The 16,683-nt window shown below is 67.1% G+C and carries 16 protein-coding genes and 3 pseudogenes; 8 read left to right on the forward strand and 11 right to left on the reverse strand.

Annotated features, from left to right (window positions below; translation table 11 throughout):
- Positions 1 to 4: 4 nt before the first annotated feature.
- The gene (locus ACFW48_RS23675; RefSeq protein ID WP_386317606.1) at positions 5 to 643 is read left to right on the forward strand and encodes a plasmid mobilization protein; all 639 of its coding nucleotides are present in this window, start codon (positions 5 to 7) and stop codon (positions 641 to 643) included.
- Between the two features lies 1 nt (position 644).
- The gene (locus ACFW48_RS23680; RefSeq protein ID WP_386317608.1) at positions 645 to 2,354 is read left to right on the forward strand and encodes a relaxase/mobilization nuclease domain-containing protein; all 1,710 of its coding nucleotides are present in this window, start codon (positions 645 to 647) and stop codon (positions 2,352 to 2,354) included.
- 145 nt (positions 2,355 to 2,499) lie between these two features.
- On the opposite strand, the gene ACFW48_RS23685 is transcribed toward ACFW48_RS23680, so the two are convergent.
- The 4 genes from ACFW48_RS23685 to ACFW48_RS23700 form a co-directional block, all read right to left on the reverse strand.
- On the reverse strand, positions 2,500 to 2,967 hold the full coding sequence (locus ACFW48_RS23685; protein WP_310433218.1) for a hypothetical protein: 468 nt from the start codon (positions 2,965 to 2,967) through the stop codon (positions 2,500 to 2,502).
- A gap of 24 nt (positions 2,968 to 2,991) precedes the next feature.
- Positions 2,992 to 3,690: a hypothetical protein gene (locus ACFW48_RS23690; RefSeq protein WP_252545247.1), complete on the reverse strand. Its 699-nt coding sequence runs from the start codon at positions 3,688 to 3,690 to the stop codon at positions 2,992 to 2,994.
- A 93-nt stretch (positions 3,691 to 3,783) separates the two neighbouring features.
- A complete protein-coding gene (locus ACFW48_RS23695) occupies positions 3,784 to 4,011 on the reverse strand; it encodes a hypothetical protein (protein WP_386317610.1) in 228 nt (75 codons plus the stop codon).
- 321 nt (positions 4,012 to 4,332) lie between these two features.
- Positions 4,333 to 5,019, reverse strand: a complete 687-nt coding sequence (locus ACFW48_RS23700) for a DUF317 domain-containing protein (RefSeq protein ID WP_386317611.1) — start codon at positions 5,017 to 5,019, stop codon at positions 4,333 to 4,335.
- A gap of 431 nt (positions 5,020 to 5,450) precedes the next feature.
- Here ACFW48_RS23700 and ACFW48_RS23705 point away from each other — a divergent pair, with 431 nt between their 5' ends.
- The 3 genes and pseudogenes from ACFW48_RS23705 (at position 5,451) to ACFW48_RS23715 (ending at position 7,018) form a co-directional block, all read left to right on the forward strand.
- Positions 5,451 to 5,714, forward strand: a complete 264-nt coding sequence (locus tag ACFW48_RS23705; protein WP_386317613.1) for a TnsA-like heteromeric transposase endonuclease subunit — start codon at positions 5,451 to 5,453, stop codon at positions 5,712 to 5,714.
- Positions 5,715 to 5,723: 9 nt separating this feature from the next.
- Complete coding sequence (locus ACFW48_RS23710; RefSeq protein WP_386317615.1) at positions 5,724 to 5,963, forward strand: hypothetical protein; 240 nt, start codon at positions 5,724 to 5,726, stop codon at positions 5,961 to 5,963.
- Between the two features lie 254 nt (positions 5,964 to 6,217).
- Positions 6,218 to 7,018: pseudogene (locus ACFW48_RS23715) on the forward strand (IS5 family transposase).
- Positions 7,019 to 7,458: 440 nt separating this feature from the next.
- On the opposite strand, the gene ACFW48_RS23720 reads toward ACFW48_RS23715, so the two are convergent.
- On the reverse strand, positions 7,459 to 7,794 hold the full coding sequence (locus ACFW48_RS23720) for a hypothetical protein (RefSeq protein ID WP_252545243.1): 336 nt from the start codon (positions 7,792 to 7,794) through the stop codon (positions 7,459 to 7,461).
- Positions 7,795 to 7,868: 74 nt separating this feature from the next.
- On the opposite strand from ACFW48_RS23720, the gene ACFW48_RS23725 reads away from it, so the two are divergent.
- The 3 genes and pseudogenes from ACFW48_RS23725 (at position 7,869) to ACFW48_RS23735 (ending at position 9,436) form a co-directional block, all read left to right on the forward strand.
- Positions 7,869 to 8,765: a hypothetical protein gene (locus tag ACFW48_RS23725; protein WP_386317617.1), complete on the forward strand. Its 897-nt coding sequence runs from the start codon at positions 7,869 to 7,871 to the stop codon at positions 8,763 to 8,765.
- Between the two features lie 7 nt (positions 8,766 to 8,772).
- A pseudogene (locus ACFW48_RS23730) lies at positions 8,773 to 9,000 on the forward strand (hypothetical protein); the annotation flags it as partial.
- A 39-nt stretch (positions 9,001 to 9,039) separates the two neighbouring features.
- Positions 9,040 to 9,436 (forward strand): annotated as a pseudogene (locus tag ACFW48_RS23735) (hypothetical protein).
- 1,003 nt (positions 9,437 to 10,439) lie between these two features.
- On the opposite strand, the gene ACFW48_RS23740 reads toward ACFW48_RS23735, so the two are convergent.
- The 6 genes from ACFW48_RS23740 to ACFW48_RS23765 all read right to left on the reverse strand — a co-directional run bounded on the left by ACFW48_RS23740 (position 10,440) and on the right by ACFW48_RS23765 (position 16,630).
- Positions 10,440 to 11,249 carry a hypothetical protein gene (locus ACFW48_RS23740; RefSeq protein ID WP_386317619.1) on the reverse strand — a complete coding sequence of 270 codons (810 nt, stop codon included), beginning with the start codon at positions 11,247 to 11,249 and terminating at the stop codon, positions 10,440 to 10,442.
- Between the two features lie 188 nt (positions 11,250 to 11,437).
- Positions 11,438 to 12,460 (reverse strand): glycosyltransferase, encoded by a 1,023-nt coding sequence (locus ACFW48_RS23745; protein WP_386317621.1) that lies wholly within the window; start codon positions 12,458 to 12,460, stop codon positions 11,438 to 11,440.
- Position 12,461: 1 nt separating this feature from the next.
- Positions 12,462 to 13,754 (reverse strand): serine--tRNA ligase, encoded by a 1,293-nt coding sequence (gene serS / locus ACFW48_RS23750; RefSeq protein ID WP_386317623.1) that lies wholly within the window; start codon positions 13,752 to 13,754, stop codon positions 12,462 to 12,464.
- The gene (locus ACFW48_RS23755) at positions 13,747 to 14,457 is read right to left on the reverse strand and encodes a histidine phosphatase family protein (RefSeq protein WP_386317625.1); all 711 of its coding nucleotides are present in this window, start codon (positions 14,455 to 14,457) and stop codon (positions 13,747 to 13,749) included. The genes serS and ACFW48_RS23755 overlap by 8 nt, the downstream gene beginning before the upstream one ends.
- The gene (locus tag ACFW48_RS23760) at positions 14,454 to 15,380 is read right to left on the reverse strand and encodes a phosphotransferase (RefSeq protein ID WP_386317627.1); all 927 of its coding nucleotides are present in this window, start codon (positions 15,378 to 15,380) and stop codon (positions 14,454 to 14,456) included. Before ACFW48_RS23760 ends, ACFW48_RS23755 begins: the two co-directional genes overlap by 4 nt.
- Positions 15,380 to 16,630 (reverse strand): methionine adenosyltransferase, encoded by a 1,251-nt coding sequence (locus tag ACFW48_RS23765; RefSeq protein ID WP_386317629.1) that lies wholly within the window; start codon positions 16,628 to 16,630, stop codon positions 15,380 to 15,382. Before ACFW48_RS23765 ends, ACFW48_RS23760 begins: the two co-directional genes overlap by 1 nt.
- Positions 16,631 to 16,683 lie beyond the last annotated feature (53 nt).

The raw sequence follows: 16,683 nt of genomic DNA on the forward strand, positions 1-16,683 counted from the left end.
CTCAATGCACGAATCGCACCACGAACTCTCCACCTCCCAGGAAGAGATGATCACCGACCTCGGCAGCGCAGCAAGCAATGGCGATGGACCGTCCATAGGCCGGTCCATCGCGGACTCCTCCGCCCCGGGGGTGGCGGAGGAGCAGCTCCGGCACGAGGGCGTGCCGGAGCAGGAGCGGGTGGGCGCCGGCGAGCAGCCGCCCGATCCCTCCGTTGGGGCCACGCAGCGCGCGCCGTACCGCCGCGCGAACCTCGATGCGCAGCGCTCCGAGCACGTCACCGCGCGCTTCGCGCCGCACGAGAAGCACGACATCCAGTCGTCAGCGAAGACCGCTCACGTGACCATGGCCCGCTACATTGCCGACGCCACCATGGCCCGCGTCTGCGGTGAGATCACCGTCGCCGCCGAGCGCACGGTCTACGACGATGCGGTCGACGAGCTCGCTGCGATGCGGGCGCAGATCGCCCGCATCGGTAACAACGTCAACCAGATCGCCCGCCGCCTCAACGCGGACGGCGATCCACACCCTGTGGACGCCGCGATCCTTCACCGGGCGGACCGCCTGCTCGCCACAGCCCACGACGCAGTCCGGGCGATCGACGACGCCGCCTTCCGGGCAGCCGAGCAGAAGTGGGCGGTCTGAGGTGATCGCGAACATCGTCAAGCCGGGCAACAAGACCTACGGCGTGCTGGCTTACCTCTTCGACAAAGGCCGCGCCAACGAACACACCGACCAGCACATCGTCGCCTCCTGGGACGACTTCATCCCCGAGCCCGGCCCCTGGGACAGCCCTGGCCACAAGCAACGGCTCGGCCAGCTCACCCAGGCCCTGGACCTGCGGGTCAAGCAAGCTGGCGACAAGGCACCGGAGGGGCACGTGTGGCACTGCTCGATCCGCGCCGCGCCCGAGGACCGCTTCCTCACCGACGCCGAGTGGGCCACCATCGCCCGGCGCATGGTGCACGCGACCGGCATCGCACCCGACGGCGATCCGGACGGCTGCCGCTGGGTTGCTGTGCGTCACGCGGAGGACCATATCCACATCGTCGCCACCAAGGTGCGCGGTGATCTGCGCCCGCCGCGGAACTGGAACGACTACCGCCGCGCCATGAACGAACTCACAGCTGTCGAGGAGGACTTCGGTCTCACCCGGGTTGCACGTGGCCCCGAAGCTGCTGCCGGCACCTCGGCGGTGAAGCGCTCCACCCGGGCCGAGGAGGAGAAGGCCAAGCGACGGGGCCACGACAAGACCGCGCGTGAGCGGCTGCGGCACATCGTGCGTACCGCGCTGTCCCACGCGAAGGATCTGGAGGAGTTCTTCAACCTGCTCGCCGATGCCGGCCTTCAGGTCGAGACCCGCACACTGCCCTCCGGCGACCTCGGCGGCTACAAGGTCGCCCTGTCCGACGACAGCACACCCATCTGGTACTCCGGCTCCAGCCTCGCCACCGACCTGTCCCTCCCCCAGATCCGACAGCGCCTGGCCGCCACCGAGACACAGCCCACCGCAGCCTCATCAGCTCGTCGGCACCGCCCCAACCCATGGCACGTGGCCACCGCTGCCGCCGAACGCATCCCCCACCACTTCGCCCACGCCGACGACGGCGCCGTCCAGGCCCACCTCACCGTCTTCGGTGAAGTCCTGTACGCGCTACCCGCCCACGCCCCTGCCCGACTCCAGGCCGAACTCCACCGTGCGGCTGCCGCCTTCGAACACGCCGCCCACACCCGCGCTCGCGCCGACCACCAGCACGCCCGCGCACTACGGGGCGCGCTCAAGGCCATGCGCTACCAGCCTGCGGACCACACCGGGCTGGCCATGCTCTTGGATGCCGCCATCCTCGTCGTCCTCGCAGTCCAGCGCCGCAGCGCACTACACCACCACGACCGGCAGGTGGCCGCCGCCCGTCAGACGCTCACCCACCTGCAAGCCGCCTACGACCAGATAGCCCCCACCAGCCTCACTGAACTCGGCAGGCACTATCCCTCCGACAACACCGTGCACCGGTACGTCCGCGCCCTGCACGAGGTCCTGCCCCGCCACGCCAAACAGATCCTCACGGAGAACGCCTGGTCCGCCCTCACCGCCGCCCTCGCCGCCGCCGAAGCCGCTGGCCACAACCCGGCCACCGTCCTCCAGCAGGCAGCCCAGCACCGCCCCTTGGACGACGCGAAGTCAGCATCCGAGGTCCTCGTCTGGCGCATCCAACGCCTCGGCGACCGGCATGCACCCGGCCCCGGCGCACGAGCCGCGCAGGCCCGCCGCCTTCCCGCTCAGACCGCCCCGCAGACCGATCCCGGGCTCCCGGGCGCGTACACGCCGCCTACATCCCACGCCGGACGGTCCCGCTGAGCCGGAGCCCCTGGCGCGGGCCACGAGAAACGACACCACGCGCAGCCACGGACCGGCACGAAGCCGACGGACTGTAGCTGCACATCCCCGGTTACCGAAACCGGGGATTCTCCGGACCCTATGTGTTGCCCCACCGCCCCACCCCTCAACAAGGAGCACCCGCATCCTCCTCATCGAACCCCGCCGACACGTCGTCGCTCAGCTGTGCGGCGCGTACTTCAAGTACCACGCCAGCACCAAGACCTGGCGCCACGACGATGGAGGCCCCTTCACCAAGGCGGAACAGGCCGCCGCCCTCGCGCCCACCATCAACGAGGTCAAAGAGGCGAAGAAGCAGATTGACCGGTATCACGAGTACCTGCAGACCTGGCTCGAAGCCCCCGAGGTCCTGGACCGCTTCCTCGCCCCCTTCCTGGACCAGCTCGACGAGCAGTCCTTCGGCAAGGCCATCGACATCATGAACAAGAACGAGCGGTTGAAGCTCCAGCGGCTGGTCAACGCGGCGGCCGAACCGGTCCGTCCGTTCACCCCGTACACCTTCTGACAGACGACGGCACCGACCGCACCCCCAGATGAGGAAGGGGGCCGGTGACCGGGAAACCATCCCGGTCACCGGCCCCCTTCGTGTCCCCTGCAGTCACCGTGTGCGCTGTCCTTTGTCAACGGCCTTCGCCAAGTGCGCGTCGACAACACCCGGCGAGCCGGAAACGACCACCAGAACGTTGGCGATACGGATCGCCGTCTGCTGGACAACGCTGCGCTGCCGGCCGACGGAATAGGTGAGCAGCTGGCTCCACTGCTCGTCGCCGAGAGGCGGCGCGGCCATCTCCTCGGTGCCCATGTCGACGGAGGTGCTGCCCACGAAGACCTGGTACGTGGGGCAGGAGATCATTGCGTCGAAGATCCGGCTCACGCCCCTGGAGAGCTTTGCGGCGGAGTCGCTGTACAGCTCCTCAGCCACCTCCGAGTCACTGCCGCCCGTATAGGTGAAGGACGCCTTCGCCCTGCGGGGGAAGTCGAGGCTGTCGCCGACAGCCGCGTCACCGCCGAGCTTCTCCAACGCCGGGCAACCGGAAACGACGACATCGTCCTGCGGCCTGGGCTGCTGCGGCTTGCGGATGTAACCCTCGCCAAGATCACTCTCATCCAACAGGCGCTTGCTCAGCGCCGCCGAGGACAACAGCTCGGGCACCGGGGAGTGCTTGCCCTCCTGCTGTGTGGGCGCGGAGTCGGAGGAGACCGGATCGTCGGCGGGCGTGCTGCCTGTGGTGCAGCCAGCCAGGGCCAGGACGGCGAGGGCGCTCAGGCTGCGAACGGTCGTGGTGTGAAGGCGCATGCGGAACCCCAAAATCGCTACGGAACGAACGGTCTGACCAGCCGGGCCTCCGGCGCCGGCGAAATGCAGGGGTATGGAGTGGGGTTTCGGGGGTCAGTGGCCGAGGTGGCGCAACCCGTCCTCAAGGGTGGGGTGCCAGTGATCGACCGGACCGGAGTTGCGGTTGTACCAGGCCGCGTCCAGACGGGGCTCCATCACCTGGTGGCCGGCCCGGCAGCGCAGCCCCACCGAGTCGTCGCGCAGGCAGAAGACGATCCAGTCCCGGTACGCGCCGCACGTCGGGCACGCGCGGATCTCACCGCCGATGACGAGCGGCTGCATCCACCGCATCATCGCTCCCTCGACGTCCTGTCGGGACGGCGCCCGCAGATCGGCTGGTGGGAAATCCGGCATCGTGGTCGCCGAGGCCGATCCGGTCGACATCGGCGCCTCAGCGCGGACGATGTCGAATGGCAGAAGCTCGGGTGCATGCATCCGCAGCACCGCGAACGCCTCACGTTGGGCCTCACGGAACTCGCGGTCTGCGCGAGCACGTCGTCGGAACATACGGTCTCCATCTCTGTCATCTGACGGACACAGGGGAACGTGTACTCAGGGGAATTGGCGACGAACAGCACAACAAGCACTGCAGGGCGCGGATCGTCAGCTGCGGCGGACGAAGTTGAGCCGGCCCTCCGCGATCTTGGGCACGGTGCGACGGGGCACCGGGACCGGTGAGGCGAGCGAGGAGGCGAATGCCGCGACTAGGTCATGCGGGACACTGGCGCTGAAGCTGGCACACCACAGATATGGGGTGCCGAGAACGGGTTCCGCCCACGCCTGCCACCCCATCAAGTCAGGGTGCGGATCCGCGTCCTGGACAAGCGGCGGCTGCAGTCCCAGGGAGACGGTGGCGGAGAACCCGGGGTCCATGGCGGTGGCGTGGGGGCAGTCCACGTCACGGATCCAGCCTTGGGCACCGACTGCGTTGAGGACCGTCTCGGGCCCTTCGAAGCCAGCGTCCGGCACCTCACGGGCGTCGAGCGCGACAATGAGATCAGCGAGCGCCTCGTACGGGACGCCGGCAGTGAAGTACGCGTTCCACTCCGTCATCGCGGAGGCAGCATGCGGGCGGGCACTCAGCTGCCAAGCTACGGACAGTCCGCCCAGCTCGAACGGGTAGGCCGCGAGGATCCACTCGGCGCCGCGCAGCCCGTCCGGGCTCACATACAGCAGGGTGTGGCGGGAGGTGGGCCACATATGCCAGCCGAGGCCGGTCAGGGTGTCGCCGATCCGCTCGGCGAGCGCGCCGTCGTCACCGGCCAGGTGGCGCGGAGTAACCCAGTACATCGGGTCTGGCAAGTCGGAACGAGAAGGGTCACCAGGGTGGTGCGGGTGCAGGGGCGCCTCCGTGGGCTCGGACGTCAATTCTTCCGGCAGGCGTTGTACGTTGACATGCTGTGCCGCAGCGCACCAGTCCTTTCGGGATCTTTCCTGTCTGCCCCCGGCGAACTGGTGTCTGTTGTCAACTGTAGGGTCTCAAATTTCGTGTCGGAATCTCACGGTCGATGTCGGATGGAAGTCGGATCCGACACCGAGATGAGATTCGCAGGTCGCTGCTGCACCTCATTCGAGTGGAAGCGTTGCGGGTGTGCTCCTGTCGGCGTCTTGGGCGGGAGCATCGTGCTGCCGGGGGCACCTCCAACTCGGGAGTGGGGATGGAAGCGACCGTCAGCTTTCGTGGGCACGGTGGCGGGGTTGAAGAGTGTTCCTGAGCGTCTGTGGCACCGGCGTTGCTGCAGACGGCTCACCCGTGGCGAACGTTCCGCTGGTACAGGGACCAGAAGCACTACTCGGGCACCTACTGGTCGGCGACGATGCGCGACCACGTGATCTACGAGTCACGACTTGAGCTGTCGCGTTTGCTCTTCGCCGACTTTGATCCGTCCGTACGCGCCATCGTGGCCCAGCCCTTTCTGCTACAGACGGTGCTGGAGGCGAGGGCGCGTCGACACATTCCGGACTATCTCCTTTTCACCGGGTAGGTGCCGGTGGTGGTCGACGTCAAGCCGTTGCATCGGTTGTCCAAGCCTGAGGTGGCGTTCACCTTCGACTGGACCCGGAGGGCAGTGGAATCACGGGGATGGAAGTACGAGGTCTGGAGCGAGCCTCCGGCCGCAGAGCTGGAGAACATCCGGTTCCTCGCGGGTTACCGCAGGGATTGGCTGTTCAGCCCAGAGATTCTGGAAGAGCTGCGTGATGCGGATGTCGATGGGCTTGTTCTAAGTGCCTGACTGAGAACCGGTGACGGTAAGTGGAGTGTCACGTTCGGGTGGCGTGGTGATGAGTGCGGTGAAAGCAGAGCAGGACTCCCGTAACAACAGCGGTTGCGAAGCCAAACCGTTGTCCCAGGAGCCCTGCCATGCCGTTGTACCGTTCCGAGCTGTGCGATGCCAACTCTGTTCCTTCTTCATCGTGTTGTTGCGTGGCCTGCCGGTACGGCCAGGGAGGTGTGTGTGCCGGGCGTCCGCAGCGGTATCCGTCGGACATGAGCGATGCAGAATGGCTGGTCACCGAGCCGTTGCTGCCGCTGGCCGCTTGGCGGTGGGGCTGGGGAGGCCGACCGGAGAAGCACTGCCGACGAAAGATCGTCGACGCGATCAGGTATGTGGTGGACAACGGCTGCAAGTGGCGGGCCCTGCCCGTCGACTTCCCGCCCTATCAGACCGTGTATGCGTTCTTCGTACGGTGGGAACGGGCCCAGTACGTCGACGATCTGCACGACACTCTTCGCGACCGACTCCGGCGTCACGCGGGCCGCGACACCGAACCGAGCGCTGCCATCATCGATTCGCAGTCCGTGCGGGCCGCCGAGACTGTCGCCCTGGACAGCCGCGGGTGGGACGCGGGCAAGAAGGTGAACGGCCGCAAGCGGCACATCGCTGTCGACACATGCGGTCTGCTGCTGGTGGTCCTGGTCACCATGGCTTCGGTGCAGGACCGCGACGGCGCCCGTCCGCTGATTTCCCGTCTACGCCAGCTCCATCACCGCATCACCTTGATCTGGGCGGACGGCGGATACGCCGGCAAGCTCGTGACCTGGGCACAAGAGCGATGGAGCCTCAACCTTGCCATCGTCAAACGCACCGACGATGTCAAGGGCTTCGTTGTCCTGCCCCGCCGTTGAGTAGTCGAGCGCAGCCTGTCCTGGATCTGCCGCAGACGACGCTGTGTCCGCGACTACGAACGACTGTCAGAGCATCACGAAGCCATGGTGAAGTGGTCAATGATCATCCTCATGACCCGCCGCCTCGCACAACACACACCACGCACACCCACCAGCCCGTGACCGGTTCTCAACCAGGCACTAAGGCAGGCCATGGAGTGTCTGCCGGATCGTTCTGAACCTCAAGCCCGTGCTGCGATCCACCATTTGCTCTGGACGCAGGTCTTCTTAACTGATCTCGACCGGCCGCGAATTGACCTGTCTCACCGGAGTTGGGCCGTGTCTCACTGAAGATGGACGGAGGCTGGTCCGTCTCACCGAAGGTGGACAGCAGGCGCGCGACCAACTCGAAAGTGGAGCCGGAGTCGGAACTCACCGTCGATGGTGCGCCGACACCGGAGAGGCGCCTGCCGGTGAGACGACCGTAGCCTCGCGCTGACGCCGAGGCTCTGGCCAAGTACTCGATAGATCAGGCGTGACCAGCGCTACCGCGCATCTGTACACCTTCGGTGAGATGGGTCGGCTGCTCACCTATGACGAGGGGATCCACTGCGGACCGGTCATCACTCCTGGGCGGAGGTGGTCAACTCCATCATCGCCTGGGCGTAGGTTGCGCCGTCAATCTCCTCCTCGTCGTACTGGCGCATCAGCTCGTCGATCTTGGCCTTTAGCTCTGTCCGGTCCATCGTCATCTCCCAACATGTCAGTGCCGCAAGGTGGTGACAGTAGCGCGACACGTACCGCACGGACGGCGCTTTCCCCAGACGAGGGCACTCTGGCCCTTCCACTTTCGAGCTGGTCGCGCGCTTGCTGTCCACCTTCGGTGAGACGGGCCAGCCTCCGTCCATCTTCAGTGAGACACGGCCCAACTCCGGTGAGAACAGGTCACGAATCGTCAACTCTGCTTCCCTGAAAGGCCCCGAAAGCGTCGAACCAGTCGACATGTCGAATCGCTCGACATACCGTGAGGGGCATGGATTCCACTGTCGACCCACTCGACACCGAACCGACAGACGTGCGCGGCGCGGCGCTGGCCGCTCTGCGCGGCTGGGCCACCCGCCGCGACCGCCTCGCCGACAACCGCGCCGACTTGATGGCCGCCGCCTGGTGGGCGGGCACCCGCACCGTCGCCGAACTCGCCCGCGCCGCCGACGTCTCCCGCGACACCGTCTACGACGACCTGCGCGCCCGCGGCGTCGAACCCACCGACAAGACAGCCGAAGGCGTCGGCATCCTTCCGCCCTACGCACCGCTCACCGCCGAGCCCGTGCGGGAACTCGCCCAGCACGCATGGTCCCTGGTCCGGCCCGCGATGCTCACCTGCCGGCCCGACTGGGCGACTTGGGCCGCCTGGCACCTGAGCATCGCCCTGGACCGCATCGGCATCCTGCTGGAGGACTCCACCAACCCCGACCGGAAGGTGGACGCGGGCGAGAGCCTTCTCGCGCTACTGGCTGCTGCCCAGGAGGCCGCGCAGAAGCACTGGGCGGAACTGGACACCCCCCACAAAGAGCATCTGACGGCGTTTCGGACCGCCGTCCCCGTCGGGGGCGAGGGCCAGGCCGTGATCCACGGCGTCGAGCTGACCCTCGGCCTGTCAGTCTCCCGAGAGACCTTCAGCGTCAGGTTCGACCCCGATCCCTTCGAGCCCGCCGGATGGACCGCCGTGAGCAGCGACCACCCTCAGCTGGGCCCCCAGCTCACGGCCGCCGACCGCCTGGCGATCCAGACCGCCGTGCACACGCTCGGCCGCCTCCTCAACCGCCGCCTGTACCCGGACGACACCGACGGCAGCGACTCGGCGATGTCCGAGCCCGGCCCTACTGTTCCTCCCGTGCGGCCCTGGCCCGGCACGGACACCCGCGGGTGACTCGGCGGTCGAACTCGAAGGGCCTGAGCTGATCCCGATTACAGCTGCCTCCCTCGCCGAGTGGCAGCGGGCCCGCGACGCAGGCCGCCTCGGTGAGTACGACTGCAGGTTCGGGATCACAGCCGAGCTGCCCGTTTCGGAATGGGAAGGCCACGACCCCGAACAACTCGCCTCCGAGGAGTTCGAGGAAGTCTGGGCTTCTGCCCATCCGCAGATCGCGTCCCGGCCAATCTGACCTCTCGGCGCCGCGGAGGCTTCTTGGGATCATCTCGGCATGCCCCCGACCCTTCCCCGCACCGTCCGAGCCGTCGACACCGCTCAGCTCCTGGACCTGGCCCAGGATGCCGCCATGCACGGCTTCAGCCAGCGGCTCCCGGTCGACTGGCTTCGAGAGCACCTCGCCGCAGATGCGACGCACTACCTGTTCCCGACACTCGTGCAGTGGCTCACGCACCGGCCCGAGACGCCGCTGCAGTGGAGGTGCCAGCAACTGCTGACCGTCAGCACCGGCGAACAGATCTGGGGTCTCCTCAACGTTCTTCCCGACACCTTTGACAAGATCCCGGAGACCTTGGGACACGGCGTCCAAGAAGGACATCCTCAGCCGCATCGAGCGAGCAGTGAAGGTGCATGAGTGGGTGGAACGGATGGTTGCCGATGCAGGTTCGTGACGCCCTGGACCGGGTGGAGGCGGCTGGACAGCCTGAGGAAATGACACCGCTCTGAGACAGCCGCCTGCCGACATGTCGTGAGACTGAGGGGGAACGTCCAGGTCGCAGCGTCGGCACATGACGCCGAAAGTGAGAACCTACATCAACGAAGTCAGCCGCTTTGCCATCCAACCCAGTCGAATCGCGGTGATCTCTCGGTTTCGCCGCAATGGACACCGCCGCCATGCCGTTACGCGTGAGCTGCACGCTCTCGGATGGGACACTTGGTTACATGAAAGATGTCCGCTGCGAGCGATGCGACAACATCATCGGCATGGGGTGCGCCTGCCCTCCTGATGGCAGCGTGCCCAAGGCGCACCCGGAGGAAAGGTGTGTTCGACAGGAGTGGCGGCGGTTCCCCGGCAACGCCATCTTGATCAAACAGAATGGTAAGGCGCACGTTCCAGGCGCCTGCGATCACATGACAGAAGACGAGGTGCGGCCTCCGAAGTGGGGTTGGATTCTCGATCCGTCCCCCGGAGATTGGGGCCGTATCAGCGAAAGCAGCCCAGCCATCGCCACTGAGGGGAACGCGCAGCTGCGGGCGACGAGCCGGTGCATGACGTGCATGGGGACTCTCGGCGGCTGATGAGCTGCAGAGCGTGCTGTGCTGTGGGATAGCTGACCAGAGGACCGACGGCTTGCCGTTGGCCCTCGTTCGTTTCGTGGTTCTGGGCACGCCGGATGCGGCACGACTCGGTTCGATGGCAAAACGACTGGGTTCGATGTCAACGGACAACTGGTGTCCGTCGACAGCGAACTCAGTCCGCGGCTCTCCTTGCCATCCAATCCAGTCGCCGCAGGTCGCAGCACTCGCAAGGCGGGCGGTGCCACGCAACCGCGTTGCCAGTGAAATGAGTCCGCGCAGGTCACGGCGTTCCGCTGGACTGACCGCTGTCCGGGAACAACTGGCGAAGGACAGATTTGCCCCGGTAAGCGGACTCGACTCACTGGAGGTCTTCCTTCAGATGCCCAGTTCCTCCTCGATCGCCATGGTCACGGCTGGCCATGGGACCTTCGGTTCACCGAACAGTCGCCAATAGCGGTACGACGCGCGAACCAGGGAGCTGACGCCCAGCCTCGCCGCACCCGGATCGATCGTTCCGATCACCCGGCGGGTGATCCCGCCGGCTCCGCGCGCTGCGGGACGGACACCGTGTGCAAGGAGGAGAGTGGCCGTGCGGACGGCGTCCAGGGTCGGCGAGGGCGCCAGGGACGCGAACTGGCCGAAGACGAGCTCCCTCCACCTCAGCCTCGTCCTCGCCCAGGCCAGCCGTTCCAGCCCGGTGCCGAGGTCTACGGCCATGCGCGCGGGGTTGTCGGCATTCCAAAGAAGGACGATGTCGCCGAGAGGCAGATCAAGGTGGTTGAAGCGAAGGGTGATGCCTTCGACGTGGCGGCGCCGCCATGCTGCCAGCTTGCCGTTGATGCTGATGTGGCGCGCGTGGAAACCCAGTCGCGACAGCACGCTGAGCCAGCCGTCCAGGATCCCCCCGTACTCGTCGATGCACTGAATCGGCTGGACACGGGAGACGTTGACGAACGAGGTCAGAAACCCTTCCCGGAGATCGCCCGTTGCGTCACGTTGCCCGGTGAAACGGACAACAGGCTGGGGCAGGAAGCCACTGCGGTAGGTCACCGGACGCCCGTCCTTGAGGAAGGGGTCAAGGGCTTGGACGGCCGAGATCGTCAGCTCGGTCTCACGGCCCCACCGAACTGGCAGGCAGGGCTCCTGTGGGGCGCCTTGGGCCGCGAAACCCACCTTGAGCCCCACCAGCAGTTCCTCCCAGGACGGGGACCGACGAGGCGGAGAGTACGGCGACGCCCTGTGGGGATGCTCGATCGCGACCCTCCCCTCGGAAACAGTGAACTCCCAGTGGGATCCAATGGCTTGACGGAGGGCTGCAAGTAAGCGGGCTTCCGAATGGGACGAAGTCCCGAGCACGAGTTCTCCGGGGCTACTCAGCATGACCGGGTCGACATCGCCGTGAAGTGGCGGGCTGGATCGAAGCGATGCATCCCGGTCTCCTGGACCTCTTTGTGGTTGAGATCCTGGGCCTGCTCGATCGCGACGGCGAGAAGCTCCGCTGCTGTCTCGTCGTCCTCTGCGGGATCAGCCACCGTGACCACGCCCGTCCGATCGCACAGGGCCGCCTCGGCGCAGGTCCCTTCGCGCCAAGTGAGCGCGGCTATGGGGGTACCGGCGCGGAGGGACTCACCGAAGACGGCTGCGCCGGCTTCCACGTACGTACGGGCGTAGGTGTAGACGAAGACGGATGCGTCACGGATGGCGGCGGTCTTGGCCGGGCCGCCGAGTTCGCCAATCCACTTCACGTGGTCCGCACTGAAGAGACGTTCATGGCGTCGTACGTATGCCTCGTCGAAGACGGGGCCGACTACCCGTATCCGGCGGCCAAGGATCTGGGCTGCTCGGACAGCGAGGTGCGGTGCCTTCTCCTCGTCGATTCGGCCAAGCCACACAAGGTCGCTGCCAGCAACGGCCGACGGCTCCTCCTCATCCAGGCCGAGGTGAACGGCGAGTTCGGTGATCGGCTGGTGCTCCGCGTACCGCTCGATCATCTCGGGCGAATAGCAGTAGAGCCGTGACCGCCTGCCATCGAAGGCCGCGTCGGCGTGCTGGAAGACGGGCGAGTGCTGGAAGGTGGCGACGTCACAGTCCAGCTCGTTCCACTTGCGCGTCCAGGCCGGCAGGGACGGGTATTCGTGCCCCACGACCAGGAGGTCGTATCCAGTGTCGCGAAGCTCGCGCTCGGCGAGCGATCCGGCGGTGATGTCCTCCAGTCGGACCGGCCGACGAACCCAGTCGTTCTCCAGGTCCGTGAGCCAGCCCGGCCCAAGAAGGTGTACGTCGGCGCCTGCGGCTCGGGCGCCTACGGCGACCGCCCACAGCCATCGTTCGATCCCGCCGTAGCCGGCGGGTGGAAAGGCGTAGCTACCAGGGAAGTCGCAGACGCCGACGAGCACGTTATGCCTCCGGTGTTCCGTCCGCCGAGATACGGCGGAAGCCGAGGTACGGGACGAGCGATTCGGGCAGGACGATGGAGCCGTCCTGCTGCTGGCACTGCTCGAGGAGAGCGGCCAGGGTGCGGCCGACGGGGAGACCGGAGCCGTTGAGCGTGGCGACGAGCTTGGGCTTGCCGCCCTCACCGCGGGTCCGGATGTTCGCCCGGCGGGCCTGGAAGGTGCCGAAGTTGGAGACCGAGGAGATCTCTCGGTACGTGTTCTGGCTCGGGATCCAGACCTCGATGTCGTACGTGAGCTGAGCGGAGAAGCCCGTGTCACCAGCTGCCAGCTTGACGACGCGGTAGGCGAGGCCAAGTTCCTTCAGGCACGCCTCGGCGTGGCCGACCATCGTCTCCAGCGTGGTGTCCGCGTCCGCGGGGTCGACCATCTGGACGATCTCCACCTTGGCGAACTGGTGCTGACGAATCAGGCCCCTGGTGTCGCGCCCGTACGACCCGGCTTCGGACCGGAAGCACGGCGTGTGAGCGGTGAGCGCCAGCGGCAGCTCAGCCGGCGGGATGATCTCGTCGGCGTAGAGGTTGGTCAGCGGCACCTCGGCCGTCGGGATCAGGAACAGCTCGCGGTCGGCGACGCCGGTCTTGAACAGGTCCTCCTCGAACTTCGGCAGCTGCCCCGTGCCGGTCATCGTCTTGCGGGTGACCAGGTACGGGACCGCGTGCTCGACGTATCCGTGACGACGGGTGTGCAGGTCGAGGAAGAGTGTGGCCAGGGCACGCTCCAGCGCCGCTCCGGCGCCGCGCGAGACCGCGAAGCGCGGGCCGGACAGCTTCGTCGCCCGAGCGAAGTCGAGGATGCCGGTGGCCTCGCCGAGGTCGACGTGGTCCTTCGGCTCGAACGGGAAGGCCGGCGGAGTGCCGACCCGTCGGACCTCTTCCGCGAAATCCTCGGAGTCGCCGTCGGGGGCCGCGTCGTCCGGCAGGTTCGGGATGCTGAGGAGGAGGTCGCGGAGCTGTTCCTCGACCTGCACCTGCCCGGCCTCGATGTCCCGGATCTGGTCCTTGAGCTCGCGGGCGCGCTCCTTCAGTTTGGAGATGCCGCCGCCCTGCTTGGCCGTCTGCTGGACCTCACTCGCCACCCGCTTGGACTCAGCCCGCAGCTCGTCGGCCGAGCGGATGTTCTGGTTGCGCCGAGACTGGAGGGACTCCAGCTCGGACAGGTCCAGGGAGTAACCGCGACGAGCGAGCCGACGAACCGCTTCGGCACCCATTTCGATTAGGGCGCGGGCATCATGCATGAGGAAGATCCTTTTGATCCGGCTGGTGGGATACGGAATCGACGGTAGCAACCGCCGAGCCCTCACCGATCCGGAATATGTCCGCGCCACTGCGGTCGGCGCGACCTCCGGGAACGTCCCTGTCGAGATCACTCATCAGCGCCGTGATCCAGTCCGGCAGCTCGTCGTCGGGTATGGCGATCGGCTCGACGTACGGCGCCTCGGGGAAGAAGAGCGGCATGGCCTCCTTCGGAGATCGGTTCTGATGCCAGAGGAGCATGGAGGCCAAAAGGCCGTGGCCTACGAGAACGCGGGGTCCGGGTCGCTCCAGGGTGGCGAGCAATCCGGTGAGCATCCTCCGGATGCCGGCGCGCTGGGACTCGGTGCCACCCGCAGGCCGCTCGTTCGGACCCTGGCCGTCAAGCCAGACCGCGTACTCCAAGAACGGGCGGCCCTCGAACTCTCCGTAGTCGAGTTCATTCAGGCGAGGATCGATGACCAGCTTCGCCGCCGGCACTCCCATCAGCAGAGAAGCCGTCTGCTGGGCACGCGGGAACTCGCTGGTCAGCCACGTCCTCACGGTGTGGAGGGGGAGGGTGGACCAGCCCAGGCTCAGCGATTGCCGACCCTCCTCAGTCAGGTGGATGGGTTGGGACGGGTCGCCGTTGACAAGGTACCGCTTGCTGTAGTTCGTCTGGCCGTGGCGGAGGACGTAGGTGGTCACGAGCCCCTCCTCGAGGTCGACGCGGAAAGGCCGGCGAGCACTCCCGCCATCTGCGGTGCTCTCGGGTCCCCGGCCTCCAGGTAGTAGAGGAGTCCGTCGAGGGCCAGCGCTCTGCACCACGGCGCGAGTACGGGAACGGGGATCCGCGAGATCCGGGCGGCAGCGGCCAGCCGCCCGTCGGTCCCGTGCCCAAGGTCGTAGTAGACGGTCCAGAAGGCCCAGTCGAATGCCGCGTCGCCCAGCATGGGCAGCGGATCGAGTAGGCGAGGGTGCCCCAGACAGTCGAACGGCACGTTCTCCCGATACAAGTCCGCGTGCAGGACGGTCGTCCTGCCTGGGTCTTCCTGCAGTCCTGCGAGCGCCGAGAGCGCGGCGTCGACGAGGGGATGCCATGCGTCGAGGTCGAGCGTCTCCATCCGTCGCCGGATCCGCGGCAGCACCTCCGTGCCGAGGTGGTCGGTGAGCAGCAGGAAGCTGTTCGGTCGCCTTCGGCGCTGGCCGAGGATGTGCAGCCCCTGAAGGGCAGCCGCCACCATCTGAACCTCGCGCTCTGGCCGCTGGGCGCCACCAGGGCGCCCTCCCACCAGCTCCAGGGCGGCCACCGCCAAGTCGTCAGCGGCCTCGACGACGTCCGCCGTCGGTCCGCCGGCCCACAGCCGCAGTGCACTCACTTCGTGGCGATACCGGGTGGGGTCGGTCCATGCCTTGAGGAGTAGCGGACGCCCGTCGAGGGCGGTCGCTGTCGCGATCACCGAGGCGTGGCCGGCGTCGTGATAGTCGCCGAGGGACAACTGCCAGCATTCGGCGACCTGTTCCAGCAGGGCCGGGGCTGCGTCCAGCCACGCCTGGGCTTCCGGCCCGTAGTGCGCGAGTAGCCGCTGTCGGCACCCTGCGGGAACCTCTCCGAGCGTCCGCAGCACCATCAGCTCAGCACGATCCCGTCGGAAACCAGCTCGTCCGTCAGGGCCGGGAACTCGCCGAGCGCCTCGGTGACCAGGGCCTGCACCTTGTCCACCTCGGCGTCGGGAGAGGACAGGCGGACGAGGACACGCCAGGGCTGGTCGAGTCGCTGCCCGGTCGTGCTCACCAGGTGAACCTCGGCGTGCCCCTCGGTCGCCTCGTGGAGCCAGGTGGCGAGTCGCTGCGCGGCAACGTTGTACAGCTTGCCGACGTGGTAGACGGGGTTCTTGCCGTTGGCGCCCTCAAGGTTCATCGGCCGCAACGGTGTGATCAGCCCGTTGACCCGGTTTCCTCGCCCCACAACGCCTTCATCACCGGACTCGATCGAACTGCCGGTGTAGGTGAGGTACAGCTCGTCCTTCTCCGGAACGTCTCGAGCATTCAGCCGGAAGCGCGCCTCCGCTCCAGGCAGCCGGAGGCCAGCGAGACGGTGGCACTCGGCGAGGACGGTCTCCGCGTTGCGGACGTACTCCGCCCGGCTGGCGACGTGACGCGACTTCTGGGGGACGCACAACACGATGTCGGCCTGGGCTCCGTCCCAGTAGCCCATGAGTTTGACGTCAGAGCCGCACCAGGCGTGGGCGAGCGTGAACGCGCTCTTCCCGGAGAAGTGGTCCACCAGTTCCCGTACGAACGACTCGAAGGGGTTTTCCGGCGCCCAGCCGGTGCCGAGGGACGTGTCGTTGGAGAGCCGTACCCGCCGCTCGCGGAGATCCTCGACGGAGCGCGGGTTGAACCAGCGGGTGCGGTCGGGCACCCCGTCGCCGGTGAGGACGGCACCCGGGCTCGAGTTGCTGGTGATGTTGAAGACGATGTCGAGGTGGTCCGAGACCTCGGGCAGTCGCTCGGCGAAGAACGCCCGGACCTCGGTCTCCACTATGTCCGTGACCGGTATCGGCTCGCCGCCGCACATGGGCGCGGCCCGCCCGTTGACCAGGACCCGCACCGGCGACGTCATCCGGCCGGCGCCGTACCGCACCTCGCTGGCTCCACCGAGGAGGGCGAGCTTGTCGAAGTTGTGGTGCAGTACGGCGCCGAAGTGCTGAACGGTGTACCGGCTGTAGGCGCGGGACAACCGCTCGGCGAGATGGTCGGCCAGGGTGTCCGGATGGCCGAGGCCCTTGCGTTCCACGATGGTTGTCGCGTCCGGCTGGGCCATGCCGGTGTCTATGACGATGTGGCTGTTGTCGATGGTCGTGCTCGTACGAGGCATCACGAACTCCAGTTCAGGGGTGGGTAGAAGGGGATGAGTGCAGGCGTCAGCAC

This window comes from Streptomyces sp. NPDC058812, assembly GCF_042744565.1.
GTDB lineage: Bacteria > Actinomycetota > Actinomycetes > Streptomycetales > Streptomycetaceae > Streptomyces > Streptomyces thinghirensis.

What these genes read in the sequence shown, in the direction of transcription:
- ACFW48_RS23675 (WP_386317606.1), top strand. Translation starts at nt 5, where the DNA reads ATGCACGAATCGCACCACGAACTCTCCACCTCCCAGGAAGAGATGATC.
- ACFW48_RS23690 (WP_252545247.1), bottom strand. Translation starts at nt 3,690, where the DNA reads ATGCGCCTTCACACCACGACCGTTCGCAGCCTGAGCGCCCTCGCCGTC.
- ACFW48_RS23695 (WP_386317610.1), bottom strand. Translation starts at nt 4,011, where the DNA reads ATGCAGCCGCTCGTCATCGGCGGTGAGATCCGCGCGTGCCCGACGTGC.
- ACFW48_RS23700 (WP_386317611.1), bottom strand. Translation starts at nt 5,019, where the DNA reads ATGTACTGGGTTACTCCGCGCCACCTGGCCGGTGACGACGGCGCGCTC.
- ACFW48_RS23725 (WP_386317617.1), top strand. Translation starts at nt 7,869, where the DNA reads ATGGATTCCACTGTCGACCCACTCGACACCGAACCGACAGACGTGCGC.
- serS (WP_386317623.1), bottom strand. Translation starts at nt 13,754, where the DNA reads ATGCATGATGCCCGCGCCCTAATCGAAATGGGTGCCGAAGCGGTTCGT.
- ACFW48_RS23760 (WP_386317627.1), bottom strand. Translation starts at nt 15,380, where the DNA reads ATGGTGCTGCGGACGCTCGGAGAGGTTCCCGCAGGGTGCCGACAGCGG.
- ACFW48_RS23765 (WP_386317629.1), bottom strand. Translation starts at nt 16,630, where the DNA reads ATGCCTCGTACGAGCACGACCATCGACAACAGCCACATCGTCATAGAC.